Below are 354 nucleotides of genomic sequence, written 5' to 3' on the forward strand. Positions count from 1 at the left end.
TGAGAGGTCACCACACCCTTGGGCACACCCGAGGAACCCGACGTGAACATCACACACGCCACATCACCCGGCACCACCTCCACACCAAGATCACCGCTCAGACCGGCAGCGACCTCCGGCGCGTCCACGCACAGCACCTCGACACCTGGCAGGGACGCGGGGTCCAGTCCGCCGGAACCGGGGATCGCCGGTCCGGCCTCGGTCCCGGCGAACGCGGCGCGCCGTCCCGCGTTCGGTCCCGTACCCCCCGTCTCCGAGAGCACGGTGGTGATGCCGGCCGAGGCGACCACGGACTCCAACCGCGCCGAGGGGAAGGCCGGATCCAACAACGTGTAACCCGCACCGGCCTTCAAC

At 70.1% G+C, this 354-nt stretch carries 1 protein-coding gene; it reads right to left on the reverse strand.

The features are described from left to right. Nucleotides 1-354, reverse strand: a 354-nt coding sequence (locus tag DSY14_RS28345) for an AMP-binding protein (RefSeq protein ID WP_211719630.1), incomplete at both ends; no start/stop codon positions are given.

The sequence above is a fragment of the Nocardiopsis sp. MG754419 genome (assembly GCF_018207095.1).
Lineage (GTDB): Bacteria > Actinomycetota > Actinomycetes > Streptosporangiales > Streptosporangiaceae > Nocardiopsis.